General features: G+C 43.0%; 10 protein-coding genes. All 10 read left to right on the top strand.

The annotated features are described in order from the left end of the window. The first annotated feature begins 9 nt into the window (after positions 1-9). The 10 genes from AAW12_RS26065 to AAW12_RS13895 all read left to right on the top strand — a co-directional run bounded on the left by AAW12_RS26065 (position 10) and on the right by AAW12_RS13895 (position 18,933). Positions 10-2,652, top strand: coding sequence for an alpha-L-fucosidase (locus tag AAW12_RS26065; RefSeq protein ID WP_156167651.1), 2,643 nt, complete (start codon positions 10-12; stop codon positions 2,650-2,652). A 29-nt stretch (positions 2,653-2,681) separates the two neighbouring features. Beyond that, a complete protein-coding gene (locus tag AAW12_RS13935; RefSeq protein ID WP_046674250.1) occupies positions 2,682-3,647 on the top strand; it encodes an SGNH/GDSL hydrolase family protein in 966 nt (321 codons plus the stop codon). Positions 3,648-3,703: 56 nt separating this feature from the next. After that, complete coding sequence (locus tag AAW12_RS13930; protein ID WP_053003689.1) at positions 3,704-5,542, top strand: alpha-L-fucosidase; 1,839 nt, start codon at positions 3,704-3,706, stop codon at positions 5,540-5,542. A 108-nt stretch (positions 5,543-5,650) separates the two neighbouring features. Further along, positions 5,651-6,934 (top strand): Gfo/Idh/MocA family protein, encoded by a 1,284-nt coding sequence (locus tag AAW12_RS13925; RefSeq protein WP_046674249.1) that lies wholly within the window; start codon positions 5,651-5,653, stop codon positions 6,932-6,934. Between the two features lie 597 nt (positions 6,935-7,531). After that, on the top strand, positions 7,532-8,542 hold the full coding sequence (locus tag AAW12_RS13920; RefSeq protein WP_046674378.1) for a LacI family DNA-binding transcriptional regulator: 1,011 nt from the start codon (positions 7,532-7,534) through the stop codon (positions 8,540-8,542). A gap of 195 nt (positions 8,543-8,737) precedes the next feature. Next, positions 8,738-11,323 (top strand): alpha-amylase family glycosyl hydrolase, encoded by a 2,586-nt coding sequence (locus AAW12_RS13915; protein WP_046674248.1) that lies wholly within the window; start codon positions 8,738-8,740, stop codon positions 11,321-11,323. An 11-nt stretch (positions 11,324-11,334) separates the two neighbouring features. Then, positions 11,335-14,304 (top strand): SusC/RagA family TonB-linked outer membrane protein, encoded by a 2,970-nt coding sequence (locus AAW12_RS13910; protein ID WP_046674247.1) that lies wholly within the window; start codon positions 11,335-11,337, stop codon positions 14,302-14,304. Between the two features lie 11 nt (positions 14,305-14,315). Continuing rightward, the gene (locus AAW12_RS13905) at positions 14,316-15,911 is read left to right on the top strand and encodes a RagB/SusD family nutrient uptake outer membrane protein (RefSeq protein WP_046674246.1); all 1,596 of its coding nucleotides are present in this window, start codon (positions 14,316-14,318) and stop codon (positions 15,909-15,911) included. Positions 15,912-16,047: 136 nt separating this feature from the next. Continuing rightward, positions 16,048-17,067, top strand: coding sequence for a SusE domain-containing protein (locus AAW12_RS13900; protein ID WP_046674245.1), 1,020 nt, complete (start codon positions 16,048-16,050; stop codon positions 17,065-17,067). 3 nt (positions 17,068-17,070) lie between these two features. Beyond that, positions 17,071-18,933, top strand: coding sequence for a glycoside hydrolase family 13 protein (locus AAW12_RS13895; RefSeq protein ID WP_156167650.1), 1,863 nt, complete (start codon positions 17,071-17,073; stop codon positions 18,931-18,933). Positions 18,934-18,958: the final 25 nt, after the last annotated feature.

Here is an 18,958-nt window from a genome sequence, read left to right as displayed (position 1 = left end):
AACCTAAACATGATTTTTTTTAGATATAGCTTATACTTTATTTATTTTTTGACCTTTTTTTATCCTTTTCTCCTACGTGCGGATACAAGCGATATCGTAAAAAAGGGATTTGATTTGGCCGAACGACAGTATGCATTGCTGTATCAAGATCATAAAGACCTGAGTAAGTATCCACGATCGGCAGATCATAATGGAAAAACAACGTTTACTGATATCCGGGATTGGACTGGTGGCTTTTGGCCGGGCTGTCTTTGGTATGTTTTTGAGTATACAGGCGATGATCAATGGCGGGACGCTGCATTAAAATGGACGAATTCATTACGTCAAAATCAATTTAATACGCATCACCACGATATTGGTTTCGTAATGAACTGCAGTTATGGCAATGCCTATCGGTTGACGGGTGACACCACCTTCAAATCGATCTTGATCCAGAGTGCCAAATCTTTATTGACACGTTTCAATCCAAAGGTTGGAGCGATCAAGTCTTGGAATACATTTTCTTCTTGGGACAGTAAGCATAAATATGAATTTCCAGTCATTATCGACAATATGATGAATTTGGAACTTCTTTTTTTGGCTTCCAAATTATCTGGGGATTCTGTTTATCGGCATGCCGCTATTCGACATGCAGAAACGACGTTGAAAAATCAATACCGACCGGATTACAGTTCTTACCATGTGGTTACCTATGATCCCAATACGGGTGCTGTATTGAGCAGGGAGACTGCTCAGGGCTTTTCGGACAATTCCGCCTGGGCTAGAGGGCAAGCTTGGGGATTGTATGGATTTGTTGTGATGTATCGTGAAACGAAGGATCCTAAGTTTTTACAGGCTGCTCTAAAAATGGCAGACTTTTATGCACAGCACCCGCGCTTGCCTGATGATGGAGTTCCCTTTTGGGACTTTGATGTCGATCAAGCGGGGTTTATTCCAAACTGGGACTATCGAAAAGAAGATTTTGGCACTACCCCGCGGGATGCATCCGCTGCTGCTGTCACTGCATCGGCACTTTTGGAATTGGTTGAATATATGGAGCCGGGACAACAGCAGGATTATTTGGATCTGGCTGAAAAGATTTTGCGATCATTGGGCTCGCCAAAGTACGCTAGTGAAGTTGGAGGGAATGGTCTGTTTATCTTAAAACATAGTGTGGGCAGTATTCCACATAAAGGAGAAATTGATGTGCCTTTGGTGTATGCAGACTATTATTATTTAGAAGCCTTGACGCGATGGAACAAGCGAAGACATCGACTTGCACAGCTAATGAAGGAATGGCAGGAGATGAATAAACAGAAAGCACGGGCACTCCAAGATTTTCAGCAACAAAAGTTTGGTCTATTTATCCATTGGGGACTGTATGCGATCCCAGCAGGTATATGGAATGGTCAGAGAATAGAAGATTTAGGGAGTCCTAGTGTCGCCGAATGGATTCAATTGGTCGCAAAAATTCCACGGTCAACCTATGCCAAATTAGCAAACCAATTTTCGCCACAATCTTTTGATGCCGATAACATTGTTAAAATGGCCAAGGATGCCGGGATGAAATATCTTGTTGTGACAAGTAAACATCAAGATGGATTTGCGCTATATGGTTCAAAGGTCAGTTCATTCAATAGCATACAGGCTACGCCCTTTAAACGCGATATCATTCAGGAACTGTATGATGCCTGTCTTCGGCATAAACTCGATTTTGGTGTCTATTATTCACAGAATATCGATTGGAGGGATGGTAGCGACGCGCAATATAAGGTAACGAAGGCACAGCATGATCTTGCCCATACCAAAACCGATGCTTTTGGTGCCAATCTTTGGGATCCCAGTAAAAATTCCTTTGCTTCGTATCTCAACGAAAAAGCAATTCCTCAGGTAAAGGAAATTTTGACGCGGTTCAAACAGCTGAAATATATCTGGTTTGATATGCCGGGACTGATGACTGCAGAACAAAGCTTTCGGTTCTATAAAACCGTTTATGATTGCAATCCACATGTTATTGTCTCCGAACGGATTGGCAATGGCATGGGCGATTATGCCATTCCAGGAGATAATCGGATTCCAGATCCTTCGGAACATTTTAACCAACCTTGGGAAGCTATCGGGACATTCAATCATTCCTGGGGCTATAAATCCTACGATCATGATTGGAAAAATGTAGACGAATTGCGCTATTGGCTTTTGGAAATTGTCAGTAAAGGTGGTAACTATATGCTCAATATTGGGCCCGATGCGCAGGGGAATGTCCCTGCGCCGGTAAAGAAAAATCTTGCTATATTAGGGAAATGGTTGCGACTCAATGGTGAAGCGATTTATGGAACATCCCCATGGACCACTGCACATGAGGGGCCTACAGCAATTCGGATAACGGATACCGAACAACGGGAGAGAGAAGGATTTAAGGCATCTTTTACCGCTTCGGATTTTTGGTTTACCCAAAAGAATGATTTTGTATATGCGATGGCTCTTGTAGTACCCAAGGGTGGAATCGTCAATGTAAAGTCCCTGAACCAAAATAAGGCTAAAGTGAAATCAGTGGAAATCTTAGGGTTTGGTCAGATCGATTTCCAGCAGGATAACCATGGATTGCAATTGAAATTACCCAAGAAGATAGAAAACAACAGCTTGGGCTATGCGCTAAAAATAAAACTAGGCTAATTCGAATATTGACTGTATCAATTATAACGATGTTGAATCAATTATTAACTATAAAAAAAATACGTGTTTTGTCGCTGCTCTTCTGCTTAAGTTTATGGTATGTACAAGCTGTTGGGCAAAAACAGGTTAATCAGTTTGCCTGGAACGAAGCACAGAAAATTCTTTTTCTGGGAAATAGCATTACCTATGCCGGTCAATATGTCGCCATGACCGAAAGTTTGTTCCTGAGCAGTCATCCGAAAAAGAAACCCCAGTTTATTAACTCGGGGCTACCCAGTGAGACCGTATCTGGACTTAGTGAGCCGAATCATGCCGATGGAAAGTTTCCGCGACCTTGTCTATTTGACCGTTTGGATAATGTACTCGATAAAATCAATCCTGAGGTTGTCTTCGTCTGTTATGGCATGAATGACGGTATTTACCTACCATTTGATTCGGCTCGGTTTGAAGCCTATAAAAACGGAATTATACACCTGCAAAAACGACTTGCAGATCAAGGTGTCAAACGTATCATATGGATGACTCCACCGGTGCATGATGATCCGCAGCTTCGGCTCAATGGGTACAATAAAGTATTGGATCGTTATGCCGAATGGTTGATCGATTATGGCCGAAAACAATCATGGGAAATCATTGACCTCCATTTTCCTATGCGGCGATATTTGGAGACTGGCATCAAGAAAGATCCTCAGTTTAGGCTAGCGGCAGATGGTGTTCATCCTGGCGAGTTGGGCCATTGGCTCATGGCAAGGGAAATTGTTAAACACCTGATGCCTAATTTCCCGATCGAAAGCACATGGGATGATAATTTGCGCGATAAACCAAAACTTCGCCAGTTATATACCCTTGTTTTGAAAAGACAGACGATCATGAAAGACACATGGTTGACTTTTACAGGCCATAAACGACCCGGACTATCAAAAGGAATTCCTTTGGAGGATGGGCGAAAGACTTATGATACCATGCAGGAGGAAATAAACCACTTGGGTTTCTGATGACCCCTGTTTAATGATTATAATCCATGAACTTTTATGTATAAAACTATATTACGATGAAAATCAATTTTTTAAAGTGGAAGTGTGCAGCAGCAGTGGGAATGTTGCTATGCATGACCGATGTTGCTAATTCACAGACCAAATCATTACCCTATGAAGGCGTAGCTGGCTGGCAAGAGACGCAAGATAAACGCATGGAATGGTTTAAAGAAGCTCGTTTTGGGTTATTTATCCATTGGGGATTGTATAGTGCATCGGGAGGTTCTTTTGAAGGAAAAAAATACCCACAGCATTATGCTGAATGGATACAAACTTGGGGGAAAATTCCCAGTAAGCAGTATGCTGAAGTGCTGAAACCAAAATTTACGTTGCGTTCCTTCGATCCAAAATCCTGGGCTCAGCTTGCAAAAAAAACGGGAATGAAGTATATGGTGCTGACCTCCCGACACCACGAAGGCTTTAGCCTATTCAATAGCCAACAGCCTTACACGGTTAAAAACGATGTCACAGGTACGGCAAATTTATCGCCAAAAGGGAGAGATCTTTACCGCGAAATTATGGAAGCTTTCCGCCAGGAGGGAATGAAAGTAGGCGCCTATTATTCGCTGCTGGATTGGCAGCATCCCGATTCCTATGAGGCTTTTCAGTTAAACCCGAATGTAGGTAATCATCAACCTGATCATGAACGGTATAAAGCCTATCTCTATGGCCAAATTAAGGAACTTGCCCAAAATTACGGGCGATTGGATATGCTGTGGCCCGATTTCAGTAGCAAACAGCACGAAGGTGACGCCTGGGGAACCAAACATATTTTGACAGACCTGATCAAATGGCAACCCAACATTATTATCAATAATCGATTTTGGAATGGACTCGAAAATAAAAACGGTGATATTGGAACGCCTGAAAAATATATTCCACCAACAGGCTTGCCTGGTATGTATTGGGAGGTAAGTCATACCATGAATGAAAGTTACGGTTATAGCGCCCATGATCAAAATTGGAAAAGCTTCCCCAAGATCATGCAATTATTTGTGGAAACAGTAAGTAAGGGCGGCAATTTCCTGTTAAATGTTGGACCCGATGGTGATGGCGGCATTCCTGAACCTGCGGTGCGTATTATGGAGCAGATCGGGGACTGGATGAAGATCAATAGCGAATCTATTTACGGGACTACGGCGAGCCCTTTCCAAGCGTTGGATTGGGGTTATTGTACGCAAAAAAATGGGAAGCTCTATCTGCATGTTTTTGACCGTCCAGCCGATGGGAAAATAAATCTACCAATCAAAAATAAAGTGACGGCTGTCTATGCCCTGGCTTCACCGAAAATGAAGTTAAAATCTACGCTGGAAAATGGTAGACCAGCAATTCCTGTTGATGTCTTTGACAACAACAAAGGACCTAAGGTTATCGTGGTGGAGATCCAAGGAAAACCAATTGTTGAGGAAAGCCTGACACAAACACAGGCGGATGGTCGCATCGTGATGAACGCAAATAATGCGAAACTGCAGGAAGGAAAGGGACTGAAAATTATTGGCGCACATACCCATGATCCAAATCGCCCGAATGCCATAGGTCAATGGAAGGATGTTGCCGATCAAGTAATTTGGGATATTAAAATTCAAAAACCGGGTAAATACCGAGTACTCATCAATTATCTACCTAATCCTAAACATCAGGGCAAAATTTTGCTAACCGCTCTTGGACAAAAGATTCCTTTCGCCTTTATAAATGAAAATGGAACTGCATTTAAGGAAGCGGTCATGGGAACAATAGAAGTACCACAGCAAGTGATCGGAGAGCCAAGTACAAAAGTGCTGCTGCAGGCTACGGCAATTGATGGCGATGCATTACCTGAGATTGCGTCAATTACACTGGTTCCGGTTCAAGAATAAACTATTTTTGAGAAAGCCTAGACAAATCATCCATACATAAACCATTTTGCCGCCAAGGACCGAATAAGTGTCTATAAAGACGAGCAGAAAAATAAACTATCAGTAAAAATGAAAAGAAGAGAATTTATAGCCAAGGGGATTGTATCCTCTTTGGCTTTCACAATTGTCCCGCGCGTTGTGTTAGGCGGAAATGGATTTCTTGCACCAAGTGATCGTATCAATCTTGGATTTATCGGTGTCGGAAAACAATCCTATACTTTGATGAACGGTCTCAATCACTGCAAGGAAATCGCAAGTCTGGCGGCCTGCGATGTGGACCGTAACAAGTTGGCCGCATTTATTGCTGCGACAGCGAAAAAGCAAACGGAATTGTCAAAAGCACAGACTGAGATTAAGGCCTACCACCATTATCGCGAACTATTGGATCGGAAAGATATTGATGCTGTTGTTATTGCAACACCAGATCACTGGCATGCGCAGGTTGCTGTTGATGCAGCTAAAGCCGGCAAAGATATTTATTGTGAGAAACCCCTGGCGCTTACCATTGCCGAGGGGAGAGCAATGGTTGATGCAACCCGCAAATATAAACGTGTCTTTCAGACAGGTAGCATGCAGCGTTCTTCCTATAATTTTAGACAGGCAGCAGAACTGGTTCTCAATGGCTATATCGGCAAAATAAAAGAAATTAATGTGTCTGTGGGCGAACCGGTCAAACAATGCGACCTACCAGCTATGCCAGCACCGGATTATTTGGATTGGGATATGTGGGTAGGACCTTCACCTTACCGCGGTTATAACCCGATTTTAAGCCCACCGCTTGAGGATGATAAATGGGCTTGGTGGCGTGGTTACCGTGATTTCGGCGGTGGTTATATTACCGATTGGGGAGCACATATGTTTGATATTGTGCAATGGGCATTGGGCATGGACGAATCTGGCCCGGTGCAATTCAATCCACCTAAAGCAGCAAATAGCAATAGCGGGCTTTCCTTTAACTATGCCAATGGAGTTCGGGTAAACCATGTGCAATGGGGCGTACATAACGCGATTCAATTTATTGGTGAAAAAGGTAAGATTGAAGTAAGCCGCGAATTTATCCGTTCGAATCCCGAGAATTTGGCCAATCTTAAATTGAGCTCTACAGATCGTCGCCTGTATTACAGTGATAACCACTATCAGGATTGGGTAGACGCGATCAAAAAAAGAAGTAAGCCGATCTGTGATGTTGAAATAGGCCATCGGACGAGCTCTGTTTGCAATGCCATCAACATAGCGTATGAACTTCAAAAGGATTTAAAATGGAATCCACAAAAGGAACAGTTCGACAATGATTATGCTAACCTCATGCGTAGCCGCCCTTATCGCGGGGAATGGGATTTTAGAAAGTTCTAATCAAGAAAATGGTCGACTAATGATAAAAACAGGCTTAGCATATTTGCTAAGCCTGTTTTGTTTATAGATCAATATTTCTACAACAATGTAGGCTTGTATTACCCTGTCTTTGGCGGTAACATCTGCTAAGCACCTTTTCACAATTTTTTAATAAATAGGGAGGAAAGATTCGTACCTGCTTCGTACCTTATTCGGATGGGATACAGATATTGTACAGGTGCTGAACAGATATTGACCAGACCCTGAACAGGAATTACTTGGTCAACTTTCGATCAATAGCCGTAGCAAGATTCTCCACAGCCGAAGGTGATACGAACACAATACGAAGACAACCCGAATACAGTATTTAATGCTATAGACACAAAACGCCATGTAAAACACGTTTTTCTGCTAACGGAAAGCTGACGGAAGCGAGCATATTGGAGAGGTCGTTTACACGATTTGATCACTAGATCGCTTTTCTTATCTGGAGATAAAAAAACATGGCCCGCTGATTTAAAACAAAGGGAACAAAAAGAAAATTTGCTATTCTGGATAGATAATTGCTTTATTTGTATCCAACAATTATTACATTCGAACAGCAAAGGGAATCTTGATATGTCGCAATTAACAATAGTAGATCTGGCCAAAAAACTCGGCTTGTCAAAATCGACCGTTTCCCGTGCATTTCGGGATAACGAGGATATTAATCCGGCGACAAAAGCCCGTATTTTGGCCATGGCCGAAGAAATCGGTTTTTCGCCGAATGTCTATGCGAGTAGTCTGAAAGCGAATAAAAGTCTGACCATTGCGATTATTATTCCCGAATTTGGTAATAAATTTTTCTCGCAGGCCATCAAAGGAATCGAGGCAGTGGCACGCTCTAAGGGCTATCATACCTTGATTTACGTGACGGATCATCAGGTACAAAATGAAGCTTCCATCGTGCGCTCGCTGGCTAATGGACGAGTGGATGGCGTGATCATTTCGGCTTCGGGTGAGGGAAAAGACCATTCGCATTTGCAACTGTTGGCGGAAAGGGGAATACCGGTCATGTTCTTTGACCGTGCATATGACGATTGGAAGGGGGGATATATTACGGGGAATGACTTTGATTCGTCTTATCTGGCAACGAAGCACTTGATTGATAATGCCTGTCAACGGATTGCTTACCTCGCCATCAATCCTCATGTTTCGATTGGTAAGGTGCGTAAAGACGGGTATGAAAAAGCTTTGCAGGAGGCGGGAATACCGATTAGGCCCGAGCTTATTTTGGATACCGTCAATGATGCCGATCAGAATATGAAAGATATCACCAGCTTGATCGAAAAGGAAAAACCCGATGCCATTTTTGCCTCAGTAGAACGTCTCGCCATTTCGAGTATACGGGTCGCCAAGCAGCTCGCAATTCGTATTCCTGAAGACCTCAAGATCATTTGTTTTTCTTGTTTGGATATCGCCGATCTGATCGACCCAGCACTGAGCGTAGTGAAACAACCTGCCTACGAAATGGGCCAATTGGTAACAAAATACCTGTTAGATAAGATGGATGATCCAACAAATGATAAGTTTGCTAATTCGGTTTATCTTGATTCCCAGCTTATTTTTCAAAAATCTAGCCTCAAATAAGAAAAAAAATATTTGTTTTTTGTAATCCCATTATTTAGCTTTGATTACTTTCGGGAACATTCCCGAAAGTGTTTAAATAATCAATTTGTATAAAATATTGGATAGGGAAATCCAGCAAATCGCAACAGGCGATTTCTTTTTACCTTGATTTCGGGAACGTTCCCAATATCAGATTCCAAGTAAAGCTAATTATCGATGGGGAAGCATATCTCTCGTTTAATAGGGTATCTCTGGGTGATTGTCCTATTATCATCATGTGCAAATAAGAAAGATATCGTGGATGTCGAGCAACCACCTGTTATTGAACAGCAGGGGACTGGTTTGGTGAATCTTTCTGCTCCATTTATCTTTTGGGATAAGGAAATCACGTTGCAATTTGATCTTTCGAAAGGAAATGCAGCGTTAAAAGGTAGCACCACCGACCTGTATCTACACGCGGGGTTGATTCCTGTCCATGGGGGGAGCTGGCAGCATGTAGCGACAGACTGGTCAAAGAATGACAACGCTTATAAACTTAAATTTGTTTCTGCTGGTTTATATACATTTACGTTTACGCCTTCCACATTCTTTAATCTGTCAAATGCTTTGGAATTTGGTCAGTTGGCACTTTTAGTGCGCAATGGTGATGGATCGCTGGTCCAACGAAATAAAAATAATTCAGATTTATTTCTGCCCTTCGTGGCGAGTAACATGCAAGCGATTCGTTTTGTGTCGCCTATGCTGCAACCTACAGATCCAATGACCACTGAGCAAATGTACACCGTTGGCGATAACCTGAAGCTACAATTACAGGCAACGCAGTCCGGAAAAATCAGTGTCTGGGACAATGGTATATTGCTGGCTGAATCTTCTGTTGCACTGTCTTTGGAAAAATCTGTTAGTCTACAAAGCAACGGCCTGCATGAGCTCGAAGCCCGCTTGGAAGCTGATGGCAAGGTATATTCCAGTAAAGTGGAGCTATTTGTAGAATCAAAACCTACCATTGCTGCCCTCCCGATAGGTATCAATCCAAACGGAACAACCATAAACAGGGAAAAAGGGGAGGTCAGTTTTGCGCTCACAGCACCACTGAAAAAAAGTGTATATCTGTTAGGTGGTTTTAACAACTATAAAGCATTACCAGCCTATGCGATGAGCCAGACTCCAGATGGCAAAACCTGGTGGGTAACGGTATCGAATCTGGATTTCTCCAAAAAACAGACTTATCAGTTTTTGGTGGATGGCCAATTGGCTATCGCTGACCCCTATGCTGAACTGATTCTTGATCCGCAGAATGATGCTGCACTTGGGCTTACAGCAACGGCTGTACCCGCTTATCCCGCAGCTGCGCATGGTATTGTCGGCGTATTGGATCTTCCCGCAAAGGCTTATACCTGGAAAACAACTGCTTTTAATAGACCTGCTCAAGGTGATTTGGTGATCTATGAACTGTTGGTCCGCGATTTTGTCAGACAGCATCAATATACTACACTCAAGGATTCTTTGTCTTATTTAAAAAGGCTAGGTGTAAATGCCGTTGAGCTAATGCCTGTACAGGAATCGGAAGGGAATTCGACTTGGGGATATAATCCTTCATTCCACCGGGCATTGGATAAATATTACGGCTTGAAAAATGACCTGAAAGCCTATGTCGATGCCTGTCACGAAAATGGTATTGCCGTGATTTTGGACGTTGTTTTTAATCACGCATTTGGTCAGTCGCCGCTTGTACAGCTTTATATGGAGCAGGGCAACGTCGCTGTCAATAGTCCTTGGTTCAATACGGTTGCCAAGCATCCGTTTAATGTTGGATTTGACTTTAACCACGAAAGTAGTTATACACAGGCTTTTGTTAAAGATGTCTTGACCTATTGGATGCAGGAATACAAGATCGATGGCTTCCGCTTTGACTTGTCTAAAGGCTTTACGCAGAAAAATTCAGGCACTTCAGAAAGTGATTTAAACGCATGGAATGCTTATGATGCTTCCCGTGTGGCGATCTTAAAGCAATATCAGCAGCATATTCGGAGTATAGATCCTTCTTGTTATATCATTCTCGAGCATCTTGGCGGTGATCAGGAAGAAATGGAGCTGGCGCAATCGGGTATGTTGCTCTGGAATAATATGAATCATGTCTTCAACGAAGCAGCGATGGGATGGAATGCCAATAATGGCTCGGATCTAGGAAGATTATTTGCGTCGAGTCACGGCATGGCACAACCTTCTTTTGTGTCCTATATGGAAAGCCACGACGAACAGAGACTCTTGTTCAAGTGCCTCAATTATGGAAATTCATCCGGTAATTATAACATCAAGAATCTTGGCATTGCATTAAAACGTATGGAACAGGCTGCAGTATTCTTATTGGCTTCACCTGGACCTAAGATGATCTGGCAGTTTGGTGAATATGGCTATGATGTGTCTATCGATGAAAATGGACGGACAGGTGAAAAACCATTATTGTGGAGTTATCTGCAGCAAGATGATCGCAAAAAACTCTTTGAGACCTATGCGAAACTCACCCGTTTCAAAACCAAAAATAGCATTTTCCAAAACGGGACGATTGTTACATCGGCTATGAAAGATGCTGTTAAATATTTCGTGCTGGAAAAGGATGGACAACAAGTAGGGGTACTTGGCAATTTTGGGGTAGAAAGTGTGGAATTTACATTGCCACAAGCACTGCAGGGACAGTGGGTGGACAATTTTACAGGAAAAGAGCTCAACTGGGCCAGTCAGTCAAAATTGAGCCTTTTGCCTGGACAATACCAATTGATAAGCAAAACAAAACTAAATAAATAAACAGTTATTTTATGAACAAACAGCTATCACGTCCATTTTGGGCTCTGAGCATGCTACTCGGCGTAAGTGCTTCGGCATTTGCCCAACAGGCAACGCTAAAGGGGCGAGTAATGGACCAGAAGGGGAGTTCCTTGGTCGGTGCTACACTGCGCTTCGAGGATATTCAAAAATCACTGTCTACCAATGCGAATGGGGATTTTAGCTTGGATAGACTACAAACGGGGAAATTACGCCTGCGAGTCAGCATGGTCGGATACGCGAGCCTGGACACCTTAATCCAAATCAGCGATGGGCAGAATCCGTTAAACCTCTACCTTAAATCCAATACCAGCGCACTGGAAGAAGTTGTTGTGATCGGTTATGGTACACAAAAGAAAAGTGACCTGACGGGGTCAATCAGCACGGTGAGTTCTAAGGATTTTCAAAAAGGACAGATCTCTTCTCCCGAGCAACTCATTATGGGGAAAGTTCCGGGCGTACAGATTACAACAAGTGGGGGGCAGCCAGGCGCAGGAAGTACAATCCGGATCCGTTCCGGCGCTTCACTGAATGCCAGTAACGATCCATTGATCGTCGTGGATGGGATTCCTTTGGCTGGTGGCTCGGTATCTGGGGTAGCGAATCCATTAAGTTTGATTAACCCAAATGATATCGAGACATTTACCATCTTGAAAGATGCCAATGCAACGGCAATTTATGGATCGCGTGCATCGAATGGTGTCATCTTAATCACCACCAAAAAAGGCAGCCGCTCAGGAACACAAATCAACTTCTCTACACAGAACTCCTTGGCGACTGTGGCCAATAAAGTAAAACTGCTTAACGCGGATCAAATCCGCGATTATGTCAATACCAATGGCAGTGATGCCATGAAAAAATTGTTGGGAACAGCAAATACCGATTGGCAGGATGTGATTTATGGCAATGCCTTTACTACAGACAATAATGTTAACATTGCTTCCAGAGCTGGCAATATGCCTTACCGTATTTCTGCTGGTTATATGAATCAGGACGGTGTGCTGAAAAATGATAACTTAAAACGGACCACTGCGGCATTGGCCTTGACACCGAAATTTCTGGACAATCACCTTTCGCTGGATGTGAATGTACGTGGTACCTGGTCGAAATCGAAATTTGCTACGCAAGATGCGATCGGGTCAGCGATTCAGTTCGATCCCACCCAACCTGTTTATGTCGATGATAAGGATAGTTTTGGCGGATATTATGAGTGGGTTCAGGGCGGGAAACCCAATCCAAATGCACCTCGAAATCCTTTGGCCTTATTGGATCTGCGCAAAGATAATGGCGATGTTTTCAGAAGCATTGGAAATGCAAAAGTGGATTATAGTTTTCATTTCCTTCCCGAGTTACATGCCAACTTAAACGTCGGCTACGATCTGGCGCGTTCAAAAGGGAATACATTTACGCCGGCTATTGCTGCACGTAATTTCAATGAAGGTGGTGAAAGAACGCAATATAAAACCGATATCAACAATAAAACACTCGAGTTTTATCTAAAGTATGATAAAGAATTACCTACGATCAAAAGTACGATAGACGCGACACTAGGCTATGGTTACTATAAAAATAGTAGTAAAGTATACAATTTTAACCGTACAAATGCCGAAGGTGATAAGATCTTAAATGAACCAACGCGACCTTTTGATAAACCCGAAAACCTGTTGATTTCCTATTACGGACGTTTGATCTATACCTACGACAACCGTTATGTCCTTTCTGGAACCTTGCGGACAGATGGTTCTTCCCGTTTTAGCCCGGACAACCGCTGGGGATATTTCCCTTCTGTCGGTTTTACCTGGCGCGCGAAAAATGAAGGCTTTTTAAAAGAAATAGCTGCGGTTTCGGAGTTGAAACTTCGTTTAAGTTATGGAAAGACAGGTCAGCAAGACGGTATTGCCAACTATTCTTATTTGCCTAATTACACCATCAGTGGTAATGAATCCATGTATCGATTTGGTAATGAGTATTATTACCTGAATTCGCCGGTCGCCTACGATCAAGATATCCGCTGGGAGAGTACAACGACCTACAATGCTGGAGTTGATTTTGGTTTCGCTAACAATCTATTTTATGGTAGCATAGACTACTATTCGAAGAAGACCAAGGACTTGCTCAGTACCATTCCAGTTCCTGTAGGATCAAACTTTAGCAACTTTTTGTTGACGAATGTCGGTAATATGGAGAATCAGGGTCTGGAGTTTAACCTGCATTACGTTCCGGTAAAAACAGAAAATTCGTCGTTGGATCTTGGTTTCAATGTGACTTATAATAGAAGCAAAGTGACCAACCTGACGCAGAGCGATGATCCAAACTTTATCGTGGAGACCGGTAGTATTCGTGGTGGAACAGGGGGGAATATCCAGGCACATAAGGTGAATTTCATGCCCAATAGTTTCAATGTGTTCCAGCAGGTATATGATGAACAGGGGCATCCTGTAGAAGGGGTCTATGTTGACCGCAATGGCGACGGCGTGATCAGCGATAACGACCGTTACCTATACAAATCACCTTTACCGAAATACCTTTTGGGTTTTACGGCGGCATACAGTTACAAAAAATGGTCGGCAAGCACCGTATTGCGCGCAAGTTTGGATAATTATGTGTACGACAATGTTTCATCCAACCTAGGCAGTGGCGCGAATATCAACGATCAGGCGGTTTTGGTGATCAACAATGCCCCGGTGGATTTTTTGAATACCAATTTTCTACTCAAGCAGTTACGAAGCGACTATTACATCAAAAATGCATCATTCGTGAAAATGGATAATGTCAATCTGAGTTATAACCTCGGAAAATTTATTCGGAACAGCAAAGCTTCGATGTCTATTTCTGCCACTGTACAAAATGTATTTACCATCACCAAGTACAAAGGAGTTGATCCAGAAATATCCAATGGTATAGACGACCGTTTCTATCCAAGACCAAGAACTTATGTATTGGGTGTAAATGTGAGTTTTTAAATGATATAACAATGAAAAAATTAAATAAATATATAGGCGCTTGCCTGCTCGCCATCGCATTGAGCAGCTGCCACAAGGATTTGGATTTAAAGCCGACTAATGATGTCACCGCAGATATTGCTTATAAAGATTTTAAAGGTTATACCTCATCATTTGCAAGGTTGTATGGATCATTGACTTTAACGAGCACATCGGGGCCGAATAATACAGACTTAGGTGGTTTAGATGCCGGAACATCGGATTTTTTACGTCTTTTTTGGAATGCGCAAGAACTTACTACCGATGAAGCTGCTTGCGCCTGGCTTAATGACCCGGGAATTAGTGGTTTGGATTACCTCAATTTTGACGATAGCAATCCCATGCTCCGCGGTCTTTACACGCGTTGTGTCTACAGTGCTACCCTTGTCAATGAATTTTTAAGAGAGAGCACGGATGCTAAATTGGCCGAACGCGGTATTTCAGATGCCGACAAAAAAGAGATCGCTTATTATCGTGCCGAAGCAAGATTCTTACGTGCTTACAACTATTGGGTTCTACTTGATCTATTCGGAAATCCACCTTTTGTAACCGAAGAAACTTCAGTAGGCAAAGTATCACCGCCACAGATCAAACGACCTGAGCTTTTCGCGTATGTGGAGAAAGAACTGCTGGAGGTTGCTGGTCAGCTCAAAGGTGCCAAACAGAATGTTTATGGTCGTGTGGACCAAGTAGCGGCATGGGGGCTATTGGCTCGTTTATACCTCAACGCTGAAGTCTACCTGGGGGCCGGTAATAAGAAATATACCGAAGCCATCACGTATTCAGAAAAGGTATTGAACTCGGGCTATAGCTTGGGGACAAATTACCGGGAGCTCTTCTATGCAGATAATGATGTGAACAACCCAGAATTTATTTTTTATCTGCCTTACGATGGAACCAAAACACAGAGCAAGGGGGGAACGACTTATCTGATCAATGCAGCTATAGACGCGACCATGAATCCCACTTCTTTTGGTGTGCCTGGCGGCGGTTGGGCGGGAAATCGGACGCGTGACAATATCGCAACCATTTTCGGTGACTACTCCGGAGCAACGGACAAAAGGGCAATGTTTCACTTAAATACAAGCGTAAAAATAGAAGATATCGCTGTCTATAAGCAGGGGTTGGCCGTTACTAAATTCCGGAATGTGAACAAAGACGGAAAAACTGCTCCTCCAGCAGCTGAAGGTTTTGTAGCATCGGTGGACTTTCCATTAATTCGATTGGCAGAGATGAACCTGATTTACGCCGAAGCAACTTTACGGGGTGGCTCCGGTGGTAACGTGGCTAAAGCATTGGATTACGTCAACAAGTTGCGTGTGCGTGCCTATGGCAACAACAGTGGGAATTTGGCAAACCTCTCGCTAGACGATGTACTCAACGAGCGTGTGAAAGAGCTGTATTGGGAAGGGTTTAGACGTTCGGATTTAATTCGTTACGGCAAATTTACGGGCGATAATTACCTCTGGCCTTTTAAAGGAGGTGTGTTAGCCGGTCAAGCTGTGCCAGCTTATAGAACACTGTTCCCGCTTCCGGCTTCAGATATAATCGCGAACTCCAATCTTGTACAGAATCCCGGCTATAATTAATTTCTGGTCGATGTGGCCATACCTGTACTAAGAAAATTGTTGACAGATGAAACCGAGCAATGCATATTGATCGGCGCACAGGACGGTAAATATTTGCCCTGAGCTTTCATCAGCTATTGAAAACAAAATAAAACAGATGAAAACTAGACACTATATCGGAATCATGCTGCTGTTTATAGCGCTATTCCAAAGTTGTAAAAAAGACGAAACGCGGGCCATATTGGCTAGTGATGAAGGTATAAAGCCAGCGACTTTAAGCCTTGATAAAAATAATGTAACCCTGTCTAAAGATAATGCAAAGGACACGGTACTGCACTTAACTATGATTCAGCCTGACTTTGGTTTTCAGGCGGCAGTAACCAACGTACTCCAGTTTGGGCTCAAAGGAGACAATTTTAAAACAGTAAAAGAAGTTGTTATTCCGAGTGGTCGGACAACAGTTGGTTTTACAGGTTATGAATTGAATAGCTACTTACTTTCTCTTGGTGTTCCGACAGGAACGGCTTCTGACTTTGATGTACGTCTGAAGTCAAGTATCAATGCTAAAATTACGGTCGTGTTTTCGGCTTTGGCAAGCCTGAAAGCAGTTCCCTTTGCTTCAACCAGCTATCTGTATGTTCCAGGCGCTTATCAGGGATGGGATCCAGCTACAGCTGAGTCGTTAGTTTCCCCAACAAGTAACGGTATCTATACAGGCATTATCTTATTTCCGGAAGTGAATTCAGAATTTAAGATTACAACTGAACGCAATTGGGCGAATTCTTATGGACAAACTGCAGATGGTAAAATCGCATTTAATGGCGGTGGAAATATAAAAGCGCCGCGTGCAGGTAATCTGGAAATCGAGGTCAACACAACTGCCAATACCATTTCATTTAAAGATCACAACTGGGGCATTATTGGCAGCGCGACACCGAAAGGTTGGGATGCCGATACAGATATGAAGTTTGACAATGCCAACCAGGTATGGAAGCTCACAGTGAGCTTGACGGCAGGAGAGATCAAATTCCGTAAAAATCACGATTGGGGAACCAATTTTGGCGGGGCAAATGGAACTTTAGCGGCTGGTGGTGCCAATATCGCGGTCGCCAGTGCCGGTACCTACGCTATTGTCGTGGATTTCAATGCAAATACCTATACGCTGACAAAGAAATAGCAAATGATGTTTAAAATAAATAAAAATATTACCACAGTAATCGTGGCGCTAACAGTGCTTGGATGGAGCCCCTTATTGGGGCAATCCATTCAACGTGTAGAACCTTTAAACTGGTGGGTAGGAATGGAAAATCCAACCCTGCAGCTTGTTGTCTATGGACCCCAGATCGGGAAAAGTGAGGTGCAAGTGGAGGATAAAGGAATAGAATTGGTAAAAATCAATCGGGTGGAAAATCCCAATTACCTGTTTTTGGATGTCAAGGTGGCTGCTTCGGCCCAACCGGGATGGTCAACTTTTACCTTTCGTCAAGGAAAGAAAAAACTGACTTATCGTTATGAGTTGAAGCAAAGAGATCAAAAAGTAAAAGCGCAAGGAGTAAACAGTGCCGATTTGATCTATCTGATTATGCCTGATCGTTTTGCCAATGGAAATAAGGCAAATGATCAAGTGAAAGGTATGTTGGATATGAGCTTGAACCGGGATTCAATGTACTTGCGTCATGGTGGCGATTTGGAAGGTATTATCGGGAAACTGGATTACCTGCAAGATCTTGGTGTTACATCCTTGTGGCTGACTCCCGTGTTGACCAATGACATGCCACAGGCCTCGTACCATGGTTATGCCAATACCGAAACATATCATATAGACCCTCGCTTTGGCAGCAATGACACTTATGTGCAATTAGGCGAACAGCTCCACCGGCGTCAGATGAAATTGATTTTTGATGTGGTGCCCAATCATATTGGAAGTTATCATTGGACGGTGAAAGACAAACCGATGGCAGACTGGCTCAATGAATGGCCTTCCTATACGCAGACATCCTACAAAGATCAGGCTGTTTTTGATCCTTATGCCTCGGCAGATGACAAAAAGAAAATGGTCAAAGGTTGGTTTGTTCCCACCATGCCTGATATGAACGAACAGAATCCATACGTTCAAAATTACCTGACCCAAAGCCATATCTGGTGGATAGAGACCGCAGCAATAGACGGATTCCGAATAGATACCTATCCGTACAATGATCTGGATTTTATGGCTAAATGGACCGATCGCATTCTGCAGGAGTATCCAAAGTTTACCTTTTTTGGGGAGACATGGGTACACGGGGTTGCCAATCAGGCTTATTTTCTGGGCGGAAAACGAGTTGGTCAGGACGTGGATTCCAAGTTGATGGGCGTAACCGATTTTCAGCTTAATTATGCCATAGGTGATGCGCTCAACCAAAAGACAGAATGGACTGCCGGAGCCAATAAATTATATTCGACCCTGGCCTCAGATTTTCTATATCCACATCCAGCGCAAAATGTGCTTTTTTTGGATAACCACGATAAGGATCGTTTTTTCTCCGTTGTAGGCGAAAACGTGCAGAAATATAAATCAGCAATGGCTTGGCTTATGACAACAAGGGGTATCCCACAGTTGTACTATGGAGCTGAAATTCTGATGAAGAATTTCTCTAATCCCGACGGCTTGCTAAGGGAAGACTTTCAGGGTGGTTTTATAGGTGACAAATCGAATAAATTTACAGCTGACGGAAGAACGAAAGCCGAACAGGATATGTGGAGTTATGTGCAGACCTTAGCCAATTACCGAAAACAACATACCGTTCTGCAAACCGGTAAAACGATGCAATATGTGCCCGAAGATGGCGTATATGTTTATTTCCGTTACAACGAAAAGCAAACTGTTATGGTCGTGATGAATTGCAATGATGTCGCGAAGGAACTTAAACTCGATCGCTTTAGGGAACGAAATAACCAGGTGAAGTCCTATTTCGATATTATTCAAAAGCAAGAGACCAATCCAGTTGACCATAGCTTGAAGTTGGACGCTTACGAGACTAAAGTGTTTGAGCTTAAGTTTTAACACAATTTAAAATTCTATAGAATTC

Origin of the sequence: Sphingobacterium sp. Ag1, from assembly GCF_000988325.1 — a bacterium.
In the GTDB taxonomy this organism is placed as follows: Bacteria; Bacteroidota; Bacteroidia; order Sphingobacteriales; family Sphingobacteriaceae; genus Sphingobacterium.
The sequence above is the reverse complement of the archived record's forward strand: the minus strand, read 5'-3'. Positions and strand labels throughout refer to the sequence as shown.

Coding starts and splice junctions, on each gene's coding strand:
- AAW12_RS26065 (WP_156167651.1), top strand. CDS start 10: ATGATTTTTTTTAGATATAGCTTATACTTTATTTATTTTTTGACCTTT.
- AAW12_RS13935 (WP_046674250.1), top strand. CDS start 2,682: ATGTTGAATCAATTATTAACTATAAAAAAAATACGTGTTTTGTCGCTG.
- AAW12_RS13930 (WP_053003689.1), top strand. CDS start 3,704: ATGAAAATCAATTTTTTAAAGTGGAAGTGTGCAGCAGCAGTGGGAATG.
- AAW12_RS13925 (WP_046674249.1), top strand. CDS start 5,651: ATGAAAAGAAGAGAATTTATAGCCAAGGGGATTGTATCCTCTTTGGCT.
- AAW12_RS13920 (WP_046674378.1), top strand. CDS start 7,532: ATGTCGCAATTAACAATAGTAGATCTGGCCAAAAAACTCGGCTTGTCA.
- AAW12_RS13915 (WP_046674248.1), top strand. CDS start 8,738: ATGGGGAAGCATATCTCTCGTTTAATAGGGTATCTCTGGGTGATTGTC.
- AAW12_RS13910 (WP_046674247.1), top strand. CDS start 11,335: ATGAACAAACAGCTATCACGTCCATTTTGGGCTCTGAGCATGCTACTC.
- AAW12_RS13905 (WP_046674246.1), top strand. CDS start 14,316: ATGAAAAAATTAAATAAATATATAGGCGCTTGCCTGCTCGCCATCGCA.
- AAW12_RS13900 (WP_046674245.1), top strand. CDS start 16,048: ATGAAAACTAGACACTATATCGGAATCATGCTGCTGTTTATAGCGCTA.
- AAW12_RS13895 (WP_156167650.1), top strand. CDS start 17,071: ATGATGTTTAAAATAAATAAAAATATTACCACAGTAATCGTGGCGCTA.